General features: G+C 69.7%; 15 protein-coding genes. 2 read left to right on the forward strand and 13 right to left on the reverse strand.

The features are described 5' to 3' along the window. Nucleotides 1-107: 107 nt before the first annotated feature. Genes ACFWIW_RS37575 through ACFWIW_RS37610 form a run of 8 tightly spaced genes read right to left on the reverse strand, consistent with a single transcriptional unit; the run spans nt 108 to nt 10,711 of the window. A complete protein-coding gene (locus tag ACFWIW_RS37575; RefSeq protein ID WP_378372835.1) occupies nt 108-1,487 on the reverse strand; it encodes an adenylosuccinate lyase family protein in 1,380 nt (459 codons plus the stop codon). Then, nucleotides 1,484-3,142 (reverse strand): FAD-dependent monooxygenase, encoded by a 1,659-nt coding sequence (locus ACFWIW_RS37580; protein WP_378372836.1) that lies wholly within the window; start codon nt 3,140-3,142, stop codon nt 1,484-1,486. Before ACFWIW_RS37580 ends, ACFWIW_RS37575 begins: the two co-directional genes overlap by 4 nt. A gap of 13 nt (nt 3,143-3,155) precedes the next feature. Beyond that, nucleotides 3,156-3,962 carry an SDR family NAD(P)-dependent oxidoreductase gene (locus ACFWIW_RS37585; protein WP_240597327.1) on the reverse strand — a complete coding sequence of 269 codons (807 nt, stop codon included), beginning with the start codon at nt 3,960-3,962 and terminating at the stop codon, nt 3,156-3,158. Beyond that, a complete protein-coding gene (locus ACFWIW_RS37590; RefSeq protein WP_378372837.1) occupies nt 3,947-5,914 on the reverse strand; it encodes an FAD/NAD(P)-binding protein in 1,968 nt (655 codons plus the stop codon). Before ACFWIW_RS37590 ends, ACFWIW_RS37585 begins: the two co-directional genes overlap by 16 nt. Before the next feature lie 7 nt (nt 5,915-5,921). After that, nucleotides 5,922-6,983, reverse strand: a complete 1,062-nt coding sequence (locus ACFWIW_RS37595; protein ID WP_378372838.1) for a methyltransferase — start codon at nt 6,981-6,983, stop codon at nt 5,922-5,924. Continuing rightward, complete coding sequence (locus ACFWIW_RS37600; protein ID WP_378372839.1) at nt 6,980-8,605, reverse strand: class I adenylate-forming enzyme family protein; 1,626 nt, start codon at nt 8,603-8,605, stop codon at nt 6,980-6,982. The genes ACFWIW_RS37595 and ACFWIW_RS37600 overlap by 4 nt, the downstream gene beginning before the upstream one ends. A gap of 13 nt (nt 8,606-8,618) precedes the next feature. Then, nucleotides 8,619-10,205 carry a 4-hydroxyphenylacetate 3-hydroxylase family protein gene (locus tag ACFWIW_RS37605; protein WP_378372840.1) on the reverse strand — a complete coding sequence of 529 codons (1,587 nt, stop codon included), beginning with the start codon at nt 10,203-10,205 and terminating at the stop codon, nt 8,619-8,621. Further along, on the reverse strand, nt 10,202-10,711 hold the full coding sequence (locus ACFWIW_RS37610) for a flavin reductase family protein (RefSeq protein ID WP_378372841.1): 510 nt from the start codon (nt 10,709-10,711) through the stop codon (nt 10,202-10,204). The genes ACFWIW_RS37605 and ACFWIW_RS37610 overlap by 4 nt, the downstream gene beginning before the upstream one ends. A gap of 293 nt (nt 10,712-11,004) precedes the next feature. Here ACFWIW_RS37610 and ACFWIW_RS37615 point away from each other — a divergent pair, with 293 nt between their 5' ends. Both ACFWIW_RS37615 and ACFWIW_RS37620 read left to right on the forward strand, forming a co-directional pair. Then, nucleotides 11,005-12,450, forward strand: a complete 1,446-nt coding sequence (locus tag ACFWIW_RS37615; protein WP_378372842.1) for an MFS transporter — start codon at nt 11,005-11,007, stop codon at nt 12,448-12,450. A gap of 43 nt (nt 12,451-12,493) precedes the next feature. Then, a complete protein-coding gene (locus ACFWIW_RS37620; protein ID WP_378372843.1) occupies nt 12,494-13,288 on the forward strand; it encodes a BTAD domain-containing putative transcriptional regulator in 795 nt (264 codons plus the stop codon). Here the strand turns inward: ACFWIW_RS37620 and ACFWIW_RS37625 are convergent. The 5 genes from ACFWIW_RS37625 to ACFWIW_RS37645 all read right to left on the reverse strand — a co-directional run bounded on the left by ACFWIW_RS37625 (nt 13,272) and on the right by ACFWIW_RS37645 (nt 18,294). Further along, entirely contained in the window at nt 13,272-14,384 is a 1,113-nt protein-coding gene (locus ACFWIW_RS37625; RefSeq protein WP_378372844.1) for an AMP-binding protein, read from the reverse strand. The two genes, ACFWIW_RS37620 and ACFWIW_RS37625, sit on opposite strands and share 17 nt — an antisense overlap. A gap of 61 nt (nt 14,385-14,445) precedes the next feature. After that, complete coding sequence (locus tag ACFWIW_RS37630; protein ID WP_378372845.1) at nt 14,446-15,549, reverse strand: 3-dehydroquinate synthase II family protein; 1,104 nt, start codon at nt 15,547-15,549, stop codon at nt 14,446-14,448. After that, nucleotides 15,546-16,355 (reverse strand): 2-amino-3,7-dideoxy-D-threo-hept-6-ulosonate synthase, encoded by an 810-nt coding sequence (locus ACFWIW_RS37635; RefSeq protein WP_240597318.1) that lies wholly within the window; start codon nt 16,353-16,355, stop codon nt 15,546-15,548. The genes ACFWIW_RS37630 and ACFWIW_RS37635 overlap by 4 nt, the downstream gene beginning before the upstream one ends. Nucleotides 16,356-16,492: 137 nt before the next feature. Further along, complete coding sequence (locus ACFWIW_RS37640; protein WP_378372846.1) at nt 16,493-17,389, reverse strand: helix-turn-helix transcriptional regulator; 897 nt, start codon at nt 17,387-17,389, stop codon at nt 16,493-16,495. Between the two features lie 101 nt (nt 17,390-17,490). After that, nucleotides 17,491-18,294, reverse strand: coding sequence for a BTAD domain-containing putative transcriptional regulator (locus ACFWIW_RS37645; protein ID WP_378372847.1), 804 nt, complete (start codon nt 18,292-18,294; stop codon nt 17,491-17,493). Nucleotides 18,295-18,379: the final 85 nt, after the last annotated feature.

An 18,379-nucleotide genomic window follows, 5' to 3' on the forward strand; every position in this document is an offset into this window, starting at 1 on the left:
GGGTGTCCCGCGTTTTGTCCCGCGTTATTCCCCGCGGCCCCCGCGTGACGCTAAACCCACTTTCCCCACATCAGATGTCCCAAAAGTGGCTTTCGCGACGCGTCGCCTCACCCCTTCCGGCGCCGCCGGTAGTCGGCCAGCGCCCGGTCCACCAGCCGTCCGGCCGCGCCTGTGTACCCCTCAGGATCGAGAAGGGCGGGCAGGTCCTCGCCGTCGAACCGGGCGGCGAGGACCTGGTCGGCCAGTAGTGTCTCGCGGAGGGAACGGCCCGTGCGCGCGGCTTCAGCCGACACCTCGGTCATCAAGGCCTTCGCCGCGACCCGGCCCAGCGACGGCGACAGGACGGCGGCGAGCCGCTCGGTCAGGATCAGGCCGCCGGTGCGGTCCAGGTTCTCCCGCATCCGATCCGGATGTACCACCAGCCCCGCCACCAGTTCGGCCGCGGTGGCGGCGGCGCCACCGGTCAGCCGGAGACAGTCCCGCAACGGCAGCCATTCGGCGTGCCACGGGCCGCCGGGCCGCTCGTCCTCGGCGAGCATCGCCTGCGTGAGGATCAGGGCGAACGCGGGCACCTGGAGCGCGGCCGTGCGGATCAGCGTGGCCAGCACCGGGTTTCGCTTGTGCGGCATCGCCGAAGACACTCCCCGCGCGGCACCCGACGGCTCGGAGACCTCGCCGATTTCCGTGCGGGACAGCGTCTGGACGTCGATGGCCAGCTTGCCGAGCGCCCCGGAGACCACCGAAAGCGCCGAGCCGAGTTCGGCCGGCGGGACGCGGGCGGTGTGCCACGGCAGCACCGGCGTGGCGAGCCCCAGCGCGCGGGCGAATCCGGCGAGGAGCTCGTCGGGATACCGTTCGCCGAACAGGGGGCGGGCGTACTCGACGTAACCGGCGAGCGTGCCCGCCGCGCCGCCGAGCTGGACGGGGAGCATGGCCCGTACCCGGCGAAGCCCGTCTTCGGCCGCCAGGATCGAATGGAGCCATCCGGCCGCCTTCAGCCCGAACGTCACCGGCACCGCCTGCAGGGCGAGTGTGCGGCCCGGCATGACGAGGTCGCGGTGCTCTTCCGCGAGCCTGGCGAGTCCTTCGGCCACCCGCTCCAGATCGGCCAGGATCAGCCCGGTCGCCCGGTGCGCGACCAGCATCGCCGCGCTGTCGGCGATGTCCTGGCTGGTCGAGCCGCGATGGACGTACTCCGCGGTTTCCGGATCGGCCAGCGCGGTCAGGTCGGCGACCAGCGCGACCACCGGGTTCGCGGATTCGCGGCTCCGCCTCGCCAGGCTCACCAGGTCGACGGCCTTCGCCCGTGCGATCGCGCCGATCCGTTCGGCGGCTTCCGCGGGGATGACGCCGAGTTCGGCCTGGGCACGGGCCAGACCCGCCTCCGCGTCGAGGAGGGCCTGGAGCCACGCCTCGTCGGACGTGGCCGCTTCGACCGATGTCCCGGCGCGGACGGGGGAAAGCAGCCCGGAATCCGAGTCGTTCATGTCCCTCCCGTCACGGTGGCGAAGATCCGGTCGGCGCGGTCGAGATGGTTGCCCCGCCAGGCCACGTGCTGGTCGGGACGGATCAGCACCAGATCCTTTTCGTAGAGGTCTCGCGCCAGCGGATCGGCCAGGTCGAGCACCTTCAGCGGGACGTTGCGCCGCGCCGCCTCGGTGCGCAGGCCGGCGGCGGGCGGCGCGTCCGGTCCCAGGCGGAGCAGCGTGAATCCGACGCCGAAGTGGTCGAAGAGCGAGCTGCCCGCCGCGCGGGTGTCGTCCAGCCACAGATGCGGCGCCCGGCCGCCCGGCACGCTGGTCGGGGTGTAGGTGTCGAACGCGTCCGCGGGCGGTGCGTCCGCGGACGCGACGATCGGGGAGCCGTCGTACCGCGCACCGAGCTGGATCCCGAGGGTGTCGAGCGTCCGGTCGCCGTAGTCCGCCAGCAGCCGCCCGAGCCGGCGGCGTTCGGCACGGCCTTCTTCGGTGTCCTGTTCGATGGAGGGGGATCGCGCGACGTTCGCCAGGCCGAGGTTGAGTTCCCGGGCCGCGCCGGTGTTGCGGATCGCGATCGGCCGACGCTCGTGGTGGTAGGAGGCGAGCAGGCCCGGTCCGGCCCAGCCCTGCACCGCCGCGGCCAGCTTCCAGGCCAGGTTCGCCGCGTCGTCCAGTCCGGTGTTCATCCCGAAACCGCCGTTCGGCGTGAACAGATGCGCCGCGTCCCCGGCCAGGAACACCCGGTCCGTGCCGAAATCGTCCGCGACCAGCGCCATCCCCGACGTCCACGGTCGCCTGCCCAGCACGGTGACCGGGATCGGCGCGCCCGCCGCCCGTCGCACGAGGGAGACGAGCTCGCCGTCGGGCGCCGAGTCCGGATCGGCGGAGCTGGTGAGCAGGAAGAACTCGTCCTTGCCGTTGAGCGCGATGAGGTTCAGCACCAGATCGGAGTTCACCGCCCAGTGGCTCCACGCCCCGCCGTCGACGAGGAAATCCCGGTACAGCGTGGGAACGCGCAGATGCGCCGCGACCGTGCGGCCGCCGAGGATCTCCTGCTCGACCCCGCCCTCCCCGGCGTACCGGGAGCCGAGATGAGGCCGGACGACACCGCGGGCGCCGTCACAGCCGGCCAGGTAACCCGCGCGCCAGGCCCGGATCCGGCCGTCCGAGTCCTCGGCCCGGACGTCGACGCCGTCCGCGTCGGCGGCGATCCCGGTCACCCGCCAGCCGAACCGCAGGTCGATGCGGGCCCGGCCGCGGGCCCGGCGATACAGCAATCGTTCGACGTACATCTGGTTGGCGCGGTGCATCGGCTCGGGCACCTGCGCCGTGCGCGGACCCGAAGCGACTTCACGCAGCAGGTCCCGCACGGCGGGGCGTCGATTGCGGGCGAGCCGGAACCCGTTGTAGCGGGTGTAGAACGCGATGTCCGTGGAATGGTCCCAAGGCAGGCCGAGTTCGCGGACCTCGCCCGCCAGCCCGAGCCGCCGATAGTGTTCCATGCTGCGGGCGCCGTGCGTGCTCCCTCGCGGCTGGTCCGAAGTGGACTCGGCGAGGTCGAACACCACCGACGGGACACCGTGGCGGTCGAGGAACAGGGCGAGCAGGAGGCCCACCGGTCCACCGCCCACGATGGCGACCGGAGTCCTCGCCGGTGCGTTCATGACCGTCACCCTCCTAGATCGTCTTGACGAACCCGGAATCCACCGCGAACTCCGCGCCGGTGGTGTTGGCCGAAAGCGGCGACGCCAGCAGCGCGACGACGGCGGCGACCTCCCGCGGGTCGGCGATCCGGCCGGTGGCCAGCCCCATCATCGCCGGGACCACCTCGGTCATCACGGTTTCGGGGTCCTTGCCGGTCTTGGCCGCGAACAGGTCCGCGACGCCGCCTTCCTCGGTCCACCACGCGGTGCGGACCGGGCCGGGCGAGACCACGTTCACCCTGATGCCCTGCGGGCCGAATTCGTCCGACAGCACCTTGCTCACGTTGTTCAAGCCCGCCTTGGCCGCGCCGTAGTCGACGTTGATCGGGGAGGGCTGCCGCGCGTTGCACGAGGAGATGTTGACGATCGACCCGCCGCCGCGCTCGATCATCAGCGGCAGCGCGGCCCGGATGGCGCGCACGGCGGAGAACAGGTTGAACTCGAACATCTTCCCCCATTCCTCGTCCGTCGCGTCCAGGAAGGAGTCGCGCGGCAGGGTCACCCCCGGCGGCGGCCCGCCCGCGTTGTTCACCAGGATGTCGAGACCGCCGTAGAGGTCCGCGGCCCGCGCCACCACCTCAGCCGGCGCTCCGGGATCCATCAGGTCGGCGGCGACGTGCGTCAGGCCGGCGCCGGCGAGCAGGTCGAGTTCCGGGCTGCTCTTGCGGGACACGGCGACGACCCGTGCGCCCTCCTCGTGCAGTGTCCGGGCGATCGCGAGCCCGATTCCCTTGGAGGCGCCGGTGACCACCGCGATGCGGCCGGTCAGCTGTAGATCCATGATTCTCCTGATTCCTTCGGTCGGGATGGTGCGGGGCAAGCGATCGCGAGAGCGGCCCTGGCGACCGCGTCCGCGTCGGTCAAGATGACCGAGTTGACGCCGGGACGGATTCCCGCGGCGGTCACCCAGTGCACGGTCTCGGTGGGCACGCCGAAGGCGAACCGGCGAGGGTGCGGCCTGCCGCCGAGATCCACCGGGCGATACGGACGGCGGGTGACGGCGAGGCCGCCGGTCGGATACGAACCGCCCCGGGCGATCGGGATCCGGTGGAGCCGGCATTCGCCGCGTGCCAGCAGATTCCGCAGCAACAGGTCCTGGGTCCGCCGGAGATCGGCGTCGGGAAGCCGGGCTTCGATCAGGGTGGTCGCGGCTTCGGTGGTGTCGGGCAGCCGCGCCGAGTGCGCGAGGAACCGGCGCGCGTCCGGCGAGGCCCGCACGCACAGCCGCGGGCCGAGGACGCTCAGCACACCGCTGTCGATCAGGGCCGCCATCTCCTCGATCCGCCGCACGGGCGGGCCGATCGAGAGGAACGCGTTCAGCGGCGTGTACCAGCCCTGGAGATCGTCGCGGTAGGAGTCGCCGGAGAGACCGCCGTGATCGACCACGAGCCGGATCTCGTTGCGCAGGTCCCGAAGTACGTCGAGCGCGGCCTTGAGCGGGCTGTGCACATTGCCCCGTCTCGCTTCCGCGATGTCTTCGTCCAAATAGGACCGGAGCCAGCCGCGGAACCGGCCGGTGCCGGTGAGGGCGTCCGCCGGGATCGGTTGCGCCACACGGCGCCAATCCCAGCGTGTCCCGATGCCGAATTCGGCCAGCACCCGTTCTTCCGCGGGCGACGGCTCCGGCGCCAGTGGATCCGATGGGGTCGGCGACCCGTCTCCCGCCGCCGCGACGAAGGCGCGGGTGAACTCCCGCGCCCTCTCCGGCGTTCCACGGTCACGCACCAGCGTGCCGTAGAACACCGCGCGGACCTCGCGATCGATCAGCGGCCAGACGTCGGCCCGGAAGTCGGCCGGCTCCGCGCGTCCGCGCAGCCGCTCGATCACCTCCGGGGTGAGGAACAACGGCTCGTGCCTGCCGAAGGCGCCTTTCTGGTTCTCGCCGCGCGCGTGGTACGGAACGCCGCGCCGGGATCCGGTGACGATCCGGGGCTCGCGGCCGGACGGCCGGTAGACCAGACCCTCGCCGGTGCGGACGAAACGACCGCCCCGGCCTTCGGTCAGCAGCGCCAGGTAGTCGAAGAAGGCCAGTCCCATTCCTCTGAGGACGGTCGGCTCGCCCGGCCCGATCCCGTCGAGTTCGGCGCCCGCCGGGTTGCGGGGAGCGAGATATCGCAGGCCGTGCTTCCGGGCGAACCGCGCCATGGCGGCCTCTTCGCGGGTGGGGAGCGTGTCCAGATGGCCCTGTGTGAGCACCACGACGTCCTGTCCGTCGAGCACGGTGCCGCCGGACAGCCAGACGCGCTGCGAACCGTCCTCGGCGTCCCGCAGGTCGACGGCCTTCTCCGCGCACAGCACGATCCGCACGGCGGCGGGAGCGGTCCTGATGATCCGCCGCAGTGTCCAGTACAGGTACGACCCGTAGAACGCCCGCGACGGATAGGAATCCGGCCCCAGCGTCCCGGCCTCCGCGCGCACCGTGTCCGGGATCTCGTCGGACGACGGTGCCTCCGCGATCGACTTCGCCCATTCGTACAGGCTCGGCCCGTCCCGCACCGGGCCCGCCGCCTCCACGGTGTCGTCGAGGAACATGGTGATCTGGGCGGCGACGGTGTTCATCAGCAGTTTCGGGTCCTGGCGACGGTGCCACACCAGCCCGCCGTCGTGCACATGGGAGTCGAGGACGGTCACCACGAGTTCGCGGCCGTCGGGAACCTTGGCGGAAGCGTTCGCGCACAACCGTTCCAGTACCGAAAGGCCGCGGGGGCCGAGGCCGATGATGCAGATCTCCACGACGACGTCACCGCGACCGGTCGGACCGGGTCGGCGCCGCGACCAGCAGGGTGGTCTCCAGTGCCAGCGGATGCGCGGACTCCAGGCGCAGCCCCGCACCGTCCAGAATGGACTCGTAGCTCGCCAGGGTCCGCTCGCGGCCGCCCGCCATCATCAGCAGGTGCAGATCCCACAACAGCGGCAGCACCTCGGTCCCGGAATCGGGAATGACCCGCTCCAGGATCAGCACGCGCGCGGAATCGTCCGCCATGGCACGGCGGCAGTGCGTCAGCAGCGTGATGCACTCGCTGTCGTCCCAGTCCTGCAGGATCCGGGACAGCAGGTAGAAATCGATGTCCTTCGGCACACCTTCGAAGATGTCGCCGACCACCACTTCGCAGCGATCGGCGCAGCCGCGCGCGACGAGCTGGTTCCTGGCCACCGGCAGCATGTGCTCCTTGTCCACGAGCACGCCGCGCAGATGCGGATGGGCCTGGAGCACGGTGGACATCAGGTTCCCGCTGCCGCCGCCGAGATCCGCGATCGTCTTCCCCCGCGTGAAGTCGAACGCGGCGGGGACGTCGGCGAAGAAGGTGCTCCCGGCGTTCATGGCATCGAGGAACCGCTGCCCGGCCCCTGGCACCTCCGCGAGGTACTCGTGGAGGGTGCGGTCGAAAGCGTGCTCGAAGCCGGAACGCCCGGTCCGCACGGCGGTGACGACCGAACCCCAGGCCTGGTGGAACTCCTCGCCGTAGAGACGGCACATCTCGCGCATCGACGTCGCGGTGCCCGTGCGCAGCAGCTGCGAGATCGGCGTCAGGCGGTAGCCGGTCCGGTCGTCGCCGTCGAACACGCCGATCGCGACGAGCAGCCGCATCAGCCTGAGCACGCCGTCGGGATCGGCCTGCGCGCGGGCGGCGAGGGAAGCACTGGTGACGTGTCCTTCGGCGAGGTGATCGGGCAGGCCGAGCGCGACCGCCGCGTGGAGCGCCTGGGCACGCCAGGTCCCGGTGACGATGTCGACCACGGCCCGCGCGGCCGTCTCGTCCGTCCCGTTCCCGGTGCGCACTTCCGGGTCGATCGCGGTCATCCGTGCCATCCCTTCGGTTCGGCGCCGTTCGCCGCGCCGGTGAGCAGCTCCCGATGTCTTTCCCGGAGCTCACGTTTGAGGACCTTCCCGGTGACGCCCACCGGCAGTTCGCTCCGTGAGCAGGCCACGACCACGGCGGCCAGCGTCGTGAGTCCCGCCCGCGCGAGCGCGAGGTTGCACGACGCGCGGATCTCCTCGGCGTCCGGCACTTCGCCGTGCCCGAACAGCACCACGGCGGCGGGCACGGACCGGCCCGGTGCGGCGGGATCGGCAACCGCGATCACGGCGGCGTCGAGGGCCTTCGTCTCGTTGAGCACGACCTCTTCCAGCGGCAGGCTGTACACCGGGCCGCCGGCGGTCTCGATGACGTCCGGCGTCCGGTCGAGGTGGTACCAGATCCCGCTCTCGTCCTGGCGCACGACGTCGCCGGTGAGGAAGAAACCGCCGCTGCGGGCCAGGTGGTTCAGCGTCTCGTCGTTGACGTAGCCCGGGGTGACGCTCGGCGTGCGCACCCCCAGCAGCCCGGCCTCGCCCGGCGGCAGGACCCGGCCCTCGTCGTCGAGGGCGGCGGCCTCGCGGACCACGCGCACCGGCTTGCCGATCGCCCGCGCGTAAGTGGTGGAGCCTGCGGTGTAGGCGTGTTTGAACAGCACCATGCCCATTTCGGACGAACCGAGACCGTCCACATAGGTCGATCCGCCGCGCCCGAGCGCCACCAGCGGACGGATGTGCCGTTCGTGGGACGCGTCGCCCATGCCCATCCAGGTGTGCACGGCGTCCGCCGCTTCCGTTGTCAGTGAAGAGATCGGCAGTTCCGCGAGCGCGCCGGGGAAGCCGAGCACGAGCGTGGGCCGGAACGCGTTCATCGCCTCGGCGACCGCTTCGCCCGATGTCCCGTCGGCCAGCATGGCCGGCATCCCGAGCATCAGGGCGAGGCTGAGGTAGCTGATCCCGGAGGAATGGCTGTGCGGCAGCGCGGTGAGCATCCGGTCCGTCCGCAGGGACGGGAACTTCCAGAGCCGTTCCCGTTTGCCGACGGAGAACGTGCGGTGCGCGAAGGCCGTCGGCTTCGGCACCCCGGTGGTGCCGGAGGAGTGGGAGATCAGCACCAGGTCGTCGTCGGTGTGCCGGTGGGTATCCGGCACCGGGGGAGACGGGCCGTCCCAGGGCACGTCGACCGTCTTCTCGTCGACGTACCTCCTTCCGGACCCGGCGGGCACCTCGATGTCGGTGACCACCAAAGCGGTTTCCGTGCGGTCGAAGTAGTGCGCGGCCACGTCCGGGGGCAGCCGCGGATTGGTCAGCGTGGTGACCCCGCCGAGCGTGGTGATCGCGATGTGGTGCACGAACCCGGCGAGCCCGTCACGCAGGTGGACACCGACCCGTGTCCCCGGCTTTACGCCCTCCTGCGCGTACCAGTGCGCGCGGCGCAGTACGTCGTCGCGCAGCTCGGCGAGGGAGCGTCCGGTCACCGCGCCGTCCTCGATCCGGAACAACAGTGGCCGGTCGGGGTCACGGGCGATTTCGCAGACGTGCCAGAAGAAATTCCCCGCGCCGAGCTCGCGCCGGGTCGACAGTTTCAGCCGGTCGGCGACGGACCGGTGCGTGCCAAGCAGATACACGATGCCCTCCGGCTCAAGACGTGCGGCCGAGGCCGCGCATGACGTGTTTCAGCTCGTCGAAGGAATCGAGGTCCGGCACCGTCCAGCCGTCGAGGTCGTACTCGCGCAGGCACTGGTCGGCGAAGCCCTTGTACCCGTCGACCTGACCGCTTTCGGTCTGCGCCGCGAGGATCTCGGTGCGGATCGACTCGTGGTTCCCGGAGGAGTTGCGTTCGTACAGTTCGTGCCTGCTGCCGAACTCGGTGCCGATGGCGTCCCACAACAGCTTCATCAGCTTCACCCGGCTCACCGCGTCGTGCCCGTTGGAACCGCGGACGTACTTGTCGAGGTAAGGCCGGATCGCGGGGTTCTTGAAGTCGTCCGCGCTCGAGTTCACGTAGATGAGGCCGCTGGCGACGTCCTGCTCGATGATCTCCTTGATCCGCGGGTAGCCGAGCGTCATGAACCAGCGGTACGCGAGGCCGTAGTCCTTGCGCGGCAGCAGCGAGCCGTCCCGCCATTCCCGGGGATTCCTTGCCATCGCCTCGCTGAGCGCCCAGAACAGGTTTCGCCAGGCCAGCACCTCGCCGGCCCGCGCCTGCACACCGCGGAAGTCCTTCGTCCCGGTCATCTCGATCGCCTTGAGCAGGAGACCCGCGATGAAGTCGATCTTCACCGCCAGCCGGATGCAGCTCTGGAAGGTCAGCCGTTCCAGGGAACCGGACTCGGCGACGAATTCGTTCACCTTGGCGGAATCGCCGTAGATGAAGACGTTCTCCCAGGGGATGAGCACCTTGTCCATCACGAAGATCGTGTCGTTCTCGTCGAACCGGCTGGACAGGGGATGGTCGTAGGGGCTGCCCATCACCGCGGCGGTGGCCGCGTAGGACGGGCGGCAGATGAGCTTGAGCCCTGGTGCGGTCATCGGCAGCGTCGCGATCAGCGCGAACTCGCGTTCCTTGATGGGCATGCCGTAATGCGAGATGAAGTTCAGGTTGGTGATCGCGGAGCCGGTGGCGACGACCTTCGCCCCGCTGACGATCAGGCCGCTGTCGGTTTCCTTCTCCACGTGGACGAAGACGTCCTTCACCGCTTCGGACGGCAGGTGCCGGTCGACCGGCGGGTGCACGATCGCGTGGTCCCAGAAGAGCACCTTCTCCTGTGACTCGCGGTACCAGCGGCGCGCGTTGTCCTGGAACGGCGAGTAGAAGTCCGCGTTGGCGCCGAGCGTTCCGAGGAAGCTGGCCTTGTAGTCGGGGCTCCGGCCCATCCAGCCGTAGGTGAGCCGCGCCCATTCGGCGATGGCCTCGCGATCGTCGAGGAGGTCCTGCGGGCTGCGCGGGGTGCGGAAGAAGCTGTGCGTGTAACCGCCGCTCCCGGTGTCGGTGGCGGTCGTGAGCACGTCGTGTTTGGCCGGATCGTGCAGCGCGTCGTAGAGCCGCGCGGTCATCAGGGCGGAGTTGCGGAACGCCGGATGCTTCGTGACGTCGGCGACACGGTCGCCGTAGAGGTAGATCTCCCGGTCGTCGCGCAGGCTTTCCAGGTATTCTTTCCCGTTCATCGGCCGGGAAGCCGGGGTCCGGCCGTTCGCCGAAGCGGTGGTTTCCTGCTGGAGTGTCATCGAAGGATTCCTGTCCCGTCGGTGGTGGGGGCGAGCGCTTCGGTGGCGGTTCGGCGCAGTTCGTGGAAGGCGCCTCGGTGGAAGACGAGCGGGGGACCGCCCCGGATCTCGAAGTTCCGCACTTCGCCGAGGTAGATCACGTGGTCGCCGCCGTCGTAGGAGGCCCACGGCACGCAGCTCAGATACGCGGCGCAGCCGGCGAGCCGGACGGAATGCGGGAACACGTCCCAGCGGATTTCCGGTGCCGGATCCGTGCCGCGGCCCGCGAAATGCCGGGCTATTCCTTGCTGCCATGTCGAAAGGATGTTGATTTCGAAAGCGGCGCCGTCGAGCCGCGCGCACAATCTGCTGCGCCGGTCCAGTGAGACCATCACGAGCGGCGGATCGAGCGAAATCGACGCGAAAGCGTTCACCGTCGCGCCGTGGACGGCGCCTTCATGGCGAACGGTGACCACGGTGACGCCGGTGGCGAACTGGGCGAGACAGTTCCGGAGCGCCTGGTTCACCGCCCACTTCCGATTCGCCGGGGAAAGGGCGGGTGGGGTTCTTGGCCGGACACCGTATCTCCCTCCGTGACCGAACTCGTACACGTCCCATGCTCACGAGGTCCGATGAAAAATCGAGCAAGGTCCGCTATAGCCATGCCCGTGATTCCTGGTATCCGGTTGGCTAGCCCGCCGATTACTAGGAATGACAGAGCACTATCTGCCGGACGCCAGTCCTGCGAGGCTGGCTGAATCCCCGGATCGGAAAGCGCCGATCCGGTTTGTCGCCCAGTCACGACCCAAGGAGCGTTCTGGTGGCCAACCAAGTGCCGCGCGTCGAGGAACCGGCTGCCGGTTTCACCCCACGACTGTGGTGGACCCTGATCCTGCTGGCGGCGGCGGTGGCGCTCGATGTCGGCAGCGTGGCCGTGGTCAATCCGGCGCTGCCCGACATCGGGCGGGATCTGGAGATGGACGACGCGCTGCTCCAGTGGACGATGACCGGCTACGGGATCACGTTCGCGGGCTGCCTGCTGTTCGGCGGCAGGCTGGCCGACGTGTTCAGCAGGCGGCTGGTGCTGGCGGTGGGGATCGCCGTCTTCGCCGCGGGCGCGCTCGCCCCGGTCGTCGTGCCCACCGCCGAGGTGCTGATCGCCGCCAGGGCGGCGCAGGGGATCGGCGCGGCCCTGTCCGTTCCGGCGGCGATGGCATTGCTGTTCCAGGTCTTCCCGCCGGGACGGCTGCGCAACCGCGCGCTGGGGATCTACACCGCGGTGGGCGCGGCGAGCTTCGGCGTCGGCCTGGTCCTCGGCGGTGTGCTCACCAGCGCGTTCGGCTGGCACGCGGTGTTCGCCTTCAGCGCCGTGACGAGCGTGCTGGTGCTGCTCGGCATCCGGCCGCTCCTGCCGAGTTCCGTCGGCGAGCGACGGCCGATCGACCTGCCCGGCGCGGCGATGGTCACCGCCGGCCTGCTGGCCGGTATCTTCGCGGTGACCAGGGCGGGCGAAGTGGGCCTGTCGGACACCGGCACGATCGTGTCGGCGCTGCTCGCGCTCCTGCTGCTCGCCGGGTTCGTGGCCTGGGAACGCCGGGCATCCGAGCCGCTGTTCTCGGTCGGCATCCTGCGGTCGCGGCCGGTCCGGGCGGCGACCCTCGCCGGTGGCCTGTTCTTCTTCGCGCTCAACGGGGTCTTGTTCTTCGCGCCGCTCTACATGCAGGGCATGCTCGGCTACACGCCCCTGCAGTCGGGGCTGGCGGTGCTTCCGATGAGCCTGCTCGTCGCCGTGTTCTCGAACGTGGCCGGCCGTCTGCTGACGCGATTCGGTCAGCGACGGATCCTCGTCGCCGGCCTCCTCCTGCTCGCGGTGGGTGTCGTGCTCTGGGTCCGCACACCGCTGGACGGCGACTACCTGACCGACATCCTGCCGGGGGTCGCGGTGATGGCCATCGGACAGGGCCTGGCCTACACCGCGCTCACCGCCGCCTCGCTCACCGGCGTGCCCGGTGAGCGGCACGGTGTCGCCGGCGCGTTCAACATCACCGCCCAGCAGGTCGGTTCGAGCGTCGGCATCGCCGCGCTCGTGGCGTTCGCTTCGGCGCTTTCCGGATCGGGGGAGCAGGCCGATCGCCTGTCCACCTATCACGCGGTCTACCTGGTGATCGGCTGTGTCGTCGTCGTGGGCGCACTGGTCACCGCCGCCTTGTTCGGCCGTCGTGCCGACGATCGGGTGACGGAGGTGGGCACCCCGGTCACCGGATGAGGATCACTTGTCAGCGCAGTGGATCGAAGGGAGTCGAGTCACCGTGAGGATCGCTTTGCTGGGCCCGCTCGAGGTGCTGTACGACGGGAGGCCGCTCGCGCCCTCGGCGCCGAAGCAGCGAACGCTGCTGGCGCTCCTGCTGCTCAACGCCAACCACGAGGTGAGCGTCGTCCAGTGCGCCAAGGAGCTCGGGGACGGCGCGTCGAGGAACTGTTCGGTGTCGACCGTGCACACACATATCCTGCAGCTGCGCAAGGCGCTCGGTCCCGCGGCGAAACGTCTGCGCACCACCGGGGCCGGGCCCGACGCGGGCTATCTGTTCACCACCGAACCGGGGGAACTCGACCTCGACCGGTTCGACCGGCTCGTCGGCACCGCGCGGATCCGGCGTGCCGACGGGAATCTCGGTGACGCGGCCAGGCTGATCACCGAAGCGCTGAACCTGTGGCGCACCGAGGCACTCGTCGACGTCAAGATCGGGCCGGGGGCCCAGCGGACGCTCGTCGGGCTTCGGGCCAAGCGGATGGAGGCCGTCGTCCTCTGCGCCGACCTCGCCCTCCGGCTCGGTCAGCACCGCCAGGTGCTGGGCAAGCTCACCGCGCTGGTGCACCGGCACCCGGCGGACGAACAGCTGACCGCGCAGCTGATGACGGCGCTCTACCGCAGCGGCAGACAGGCCGACGCGCTGGCGGTGTACCAACGGTTCCTGACCGCCGCCGAGACGGGTTCCCGTGCGCTGAGCGAACTCCAGACCGCCATCCTGCTGGCCGACCCGGTGCTGGAAGGGCCCGCGCTGACCCCTTCCGGTCTCGGCGCGGACCTCATCTCCGCGCGCTAGCCGCGACGGCCGGCGGGCGGTCCGGATCCCGCCGGTCGTCGCCCGCGCGGCCCAGTAGCTGCAACGAGCCGGTGACCGGGTCCCGCCGGACCCGGTCACCGGTGGACAGCCAGCCGCCGTTCCAGGGATCGGTCTCGATGACGTACGGCGAACGCGCCAGGTGCACGTCCAGCACGCCGTCCGCGACGCGGATCCTGATCCCCGGCACCGGTTTCCCGACCCCGCACACCGCGAACCGGCCCGCGACGTCCATCGAGATCACGCCGGTTTCGGTGGTGCCGTAGGCCTGGCCGATGCGCACGCCGTGCCGGTCCCGGAACCGGTCGAAGACGTCGTGGCGCAGGACGTCGCCGCCGGAGATCGCGGCACGCAGGGACGTGAAGGGCTCGACGGAGTCTTCGCCGAGCCGCGCGAAATGCCGGGGTTCCCCGATGACGACGTCGGCCGTCCGCGTGGCCGCGGCAGGGGCGGGGAACAGCAGCACCGCGGCGGCGTCGAGGCCGTGCAGCACGCCGCCGACGAGGCCGAAGGAACGCGCGGGCGAGTTCAGCAGCAGCACCCGCTCACCGGGACCCGGAACGCCTTCCACGGCGGCGATCCGCCCGAGTTCGGCGAGGATCGACTCCGGCGTCCGGCCGATGAGCTTCCCCGCGCCGGTGGTGCCCGAGGAGAGCTGGAGCAGACAGTGGCCGGTCGAGGCGGGCTCGCCGTCCGGCAGCCGCCTCACCAGCACTTCGCATTCGTCGGTGAACGGCCGGTGCCTGCGCCCGCTGCCGCCGAAGGTGACGAAGTACTGCGGCCGCCACCGGCCGAGCAGACAGGTCATCTCGGCGAGGCAGGTCTTCTGTTCGATCAAGGCGATCTGCGCGCCCAGCTCCCACAGGGCGAACACCGACCACAACTGGGTGAAGCTGGGGGTTCCGTGCAGGGCGACCGTGGTGCCGGCGCCGATGCCGTGATGGCGGTAGGCCTTGGCGAGCCAGGCCACCTCCGCCCGGAGCTTGCCCCGGGTGACGGCGCGCTCCCCGCACGCCCACGGTTCGTCGTCGTCGCCGCGGCCGAGAAGATCCTCTCCCCACCAGGATCGCGTTCGCATGCCCACCACCGTCCGAAGGCCGGTCCGCCCGGGCCCGGTGGCACGGGCGGACCGGCGGAGGTCACTTTTCCAGGCAGAATTCGCCGACGGGCCAGCCGACGTGCCGCTGGTCGGTGGCCAGGTAGCCCAGCACCTGCGTGCCCGGCGTGAGCTCGGTGACGTTGAGCACCGCGCCGCCGGGGCCGAGCACCCGCACGTGCCAGTCGTCCTGCACGATCAGGTTGACGCCGACGCCGTCTTCCGAGACGGCCTTGATGCTCAGCAACGGCCGGGATTCCAGTTTGATCCGCCCGACCACGATCCGGCGGGTGCGCCCGTCGGCTCCGACGCCGAGCACGGTGCTGCCCGCTTTGAGTTCGCTCAGGTAGTTCGTCCGGTTGTCCTGCCCGAAGACGTAGGAATGCAAAGCCCCGGCGTTGATCCGGAACGGCCTCGTCGGCATGTAGGGCAGCGGATGGGTTTCGCTGCAGCACAGGATGAAACCTTGCGAGTACGAGCCGACCAGCATGCCCTCGTCCTCGCCGAAATGGGTGCAGGTGTCGATGCAGACCCGGTCGCCGAGTCCACAGTGCTCGATCGACTCGACGGTGAGTTTGGCCAGGCTCAGCTGCGGGGTCTTGTCGCGCAGGAGCTCCATCAGCCCGAAGACGTCGTTGGCGTCGCGAGGCGCCAGCAACACGCCTTCGGAGCCTTTTTCGAGGACGTCGACGATGATCTGCGCCTCTTCGAGATCGGCGGCCTGGCAGATCAGTTGTCCCGGCGAGCCGTCCGCGGCCGCGATCACGATTTCCAGCGGGATCTTCGTCGGATCGCGGAATTCCACCACCGTGTAGGGCAGCACACGCGCGGATTCGCAGGCGAGCGTCAGCGTGGCGTCGTCGCGCACGTGCACCAGCCCGGCGATATCGGTCTTGTCGTCGTACCACGCGCTCTTGAGGGCGTTCAGCTCGGTTTCCCCGCCGACGGCGCGGAGGTGGACCAAGCCCTCACCCGAGCCGCCGCCGTCCTTCTGGACCAGGACGCGTTTGACGGTGGCGGGAAGGGTGTCGAGGAGGCTTACGTCGTCGTGCACGATGGCATCCACCCTGGCGTGCACGGCCGCGTCGACGACCGCCTCCCGCTGGGCGTCGGGCACGGTGCGGAGGTCGATCCAGGCGAACTTCACGGGGCACCCACCAGTTCCTTGCGCAGGGAGTCGGTCATCCGGGGGCCGTGGATCGCCGCGGCCAGTTCACGGACCGCGCGGCGAGGGTCGGGGCTGTCGAAGACCCGCCTGCCCACGGCCACGCCTCGGCAGCCCGCCGACAGGGCCGAGGTGGCGAACTCGGTGAGGCCGCCTTCGACGGCGGCGCCGCCCGCGACCACGACCGGGATCGGCGAGCTCAGCACCACCTGGGCCATCCGCTCGGCGGGCGTGGCCAGCACCGTCTTGACGATGTCGGCGCCGAGGTCGGCCGCGATGCCGACCACATGCGCGAGCAGCGCCGGATCACCGGGATCGCTGATCCGCGGGCCGCGTGGATAGATCATGGCCAGCAACGGCATTCCCCAGTCCGCGCAGGCCGACGCGACGGCGCCCAGGTCGGCCAGTTGCACCGCCTCGGTCTCCGACCCGATGTTGACGTGCACGCTGACCGCGTCCGCGCCCAGCCGGACCGCTTCGTCGACACCGCCGACGAGCACCTTGGCGTCACGATCGCTGGCGTGCGTGGTGCTGGCGGAAAGGTGCACCACCAGGGAACAATCGCCCAGCGCCGCCGGATCGACCATCCGCGCGCGGCCCTTGTGCACGACGATCGCGTCGCCGCCGCCGTCCGAGATGTCTTCGATCAAGCGAGTGAAAGCCGCCGCGGTGCCGATGGGACCATCGGATATCGAATGGTCCAGAGGCACGAAGAGGTATCTGTTGTCGCCGCGCCGGGACAGGCGCGCCATACGTAGTGATTTCCCGGTGAGAAGATTGACTGACATCTGCCCGCCTAGCGTGTCGTATCCGAGGTACCTGCCTTGGGCTGCTGGGCTCCGCGTCCGGTATTCGAGCGGTGCGGGTTCTCCCTTGAGCCAGGCTGGCAGCGCACGCTGAAGAACCGGGCGAAAATCGGCAGAGGTCAGGCGCCCGGGGCCGTGACCCTGTTCTCCGGTCCGGCTTCGCGCTCCGCGTGGGCGCGCTTCGTCTCGGCCGCCACCGCGGCGAGCGCTTCGAGGGCGGTTTGGGACGGACTGCCCTTGTCCGCGGTGTAGGTGACCAGTTTCTGGTCGAGCACACCCGGAACGGAAAGGGATTCATAGTGCAATTCGAGCCTGCCCACCAACGGGTGGTCGAACTCCCGCAGGCCGTGACTCCGGTCCTGGACGTCGTGGTTCTCCCACCACTGGCGGAAATCCTCGCTCTTGAGGAACAGTTCCCCGACCAGCGCGACGATGCCGGGATCGTCCGGATAGCGGCCGACCGCCACCCGCAGATGCGCCAGTTCCTGCCGCGCCATCTGTTCCCAGTCCACGTACAGCTGTCGCGCGGCGGGGTCGCAGAAACCGTGCCACACCATGTTGCGCAGGGGCGGGCGGCAGGCTTCGAAATCGGTGAGCAGCGCGACCGCGAGATCGTTCCAGGCGAGCACTTCCATCCGCCGCCCGACGACGAACGCGGGCGTGCTCGGATTGAGCAGTTCGAGCAGCCTGCGCACGCTCGGCCGGACCTCTTCGTCGGAATTCTCCCGGCGCGGCGCCGGTTCGGAGCGGGCGAGCGTGTACAGGTGGCTGCGTTCGTCCTCGTCGAGGCCCAGCACCCGCGACAGCGCCTCCAGCACGGTGGGCGAAGGCCGCCCGTCCCGGCCCTGCTCCATCCGGACGTAGTAATCGACGCTGATCCCGGCCAGATGGGCGATCTCCGTGCGCCGCAGGCCCGGCGTGCGCCTGCGGCCGACCGAGGTCAGTCCCACGTCCTCCGGCCGCAGCCGATCACGCCGGGACCGCAGGAAATCGCTGAGTTCCTTCCTTGCCTGCACCTACCCATTATGGCGGAACGGATGCGGTGAACAACCTCGGAAAGCTGGTAATGCCAGTACTAGGCTGGCGGTTACCACTACTGGGTTTCGATACCGGGCGCTCAGGCGAGCCGGAGGCCGGACAAAGTGTCGGGCGCTTCCATGGTGCGGAGTGTGTCGGTCTGGAGAATGGCCTCGAACAGCCGTTTCGTCTGCGGGCTGGGTTCCAGTCCCAGGTCTTCGGCGAGCGTGCGGCGGAGCCGGTGGAACACCATCACCGATTCCGCGCGCTGACCGGAACGGTAATGCGCCACCATCAACTGGGCGTGGATGTTCTCGTCCATCGGATGGCTGGTCGTGAGTTGCCGCAGTTCGGCGATGACCGCACGATGCCGTCCCAGTCTGAGGTCCGCGTCGATGCGTTCGCCGAGCACGCTGAACCTGGTCTCCTTGATCTCCAGCTGGTAGGCGGCGACCGAAGGGCCGAGCCGGACATCGGCGAGGACGGGCTCTTCGCACAGCCGCAAGGCGGAGTGGAACAGCGTGGCGGCCCGGCACACGTTGTCCCGGGCCAGTTCTTCCCTCGCCGCCTCGACCTGCCTGTCGAACAGTTCCCTGTCGAGACATTCCTTCGGTACCACCAGCTGGTAACCCTGGTGCCTGGTGCGCAATTCGAGCGTCGCGCCGGCGCTCGGCGGGATGGAGCGCAGGATCTTGCGCAGTTGCAGGGTATAGGTCTGCAGCGTCGACAAAGCGCTCTTGGGTGGGTCCGTCGGCCACAGTTCGTCGATGCAGCAGTCGACCGAAACGACTTCATTGGAATTAATCATGAACAATGCGAGAAGGTGCCGTAACTTGGGTGCCGTCGGCGTGTAGTCGACGCCATTCGCGGTCAAGGAAAGACGGCCAAGTATACGCAACCTCATGATACCCCCGTATGCGCAATGGACATTGTTCTCATATGGCGGAAAATCCGGCCAAACATCCTATGTTTTAATCCTAGCAGGAAGT

The sequence above is a fragment of the Amycolatopsis sp. NPDC058340 genome (assembly GCF_042723975.1).
Lineage (GTDB): Bacteria > Actinomycetota > Actinomycetes > Mycobacteriales > Pseudonocardiaceae > Amycolatopsis.